The sequence below is a fragment of the Hoskinsella mucinilytica genome, assembly GCF_045223415.1.
Classification (GTDB): Bacteria; Bacillota_I; Bacilli_A; order Erysipelotrichales; family Erysipelotrichaceae; genus Hoskinsella; species Hoskinsella mucinilytica.
This window is the reverse complement of record NZ_JBEQZJ010000144.1, coordinates 1-261: the sequence shown is the minus strand read 5'-3', so window position 1 is coordinate 261 and position 261 is coordinate 1. Positions and strand designations below refer to the sequence as shown.

The window sequence follows — 261 nt, the reverse complement described above, 5'->3', positions numbered from 1 at the left end:
ATCTTTTCCTTTTCTTTCGCCTCTTCTTTCGCCTATAGCAATTCTTTCTTTTTTTCCAATAAGAATTCCTTCTTCTAAGATTCCTTGACTTAAATTACACATTCTTTCAACCTCCTCATCTAATGTCTGTGTCACTTTTACTCCATATTTGTTTTTTAGGATTTCTTTCTTTTCTTCTGCTGCCAACTGATTCGTAAACATGACACTTAGAAATCCCATGATTTCTTTTCTTTCTTCTTTACTATCGTAATGCTTACTTGG

The 261-nt window shown here is 33.0% G+C and carries 1 pseudogene; it reads right to left on the bottom strand.

The features are described 5' to 3' along the window. Nucleotides 1-261, bottom strand: a pseudogene (locus UGRO018_RS17905) (hypothetical protein); the annotation flags it as partial.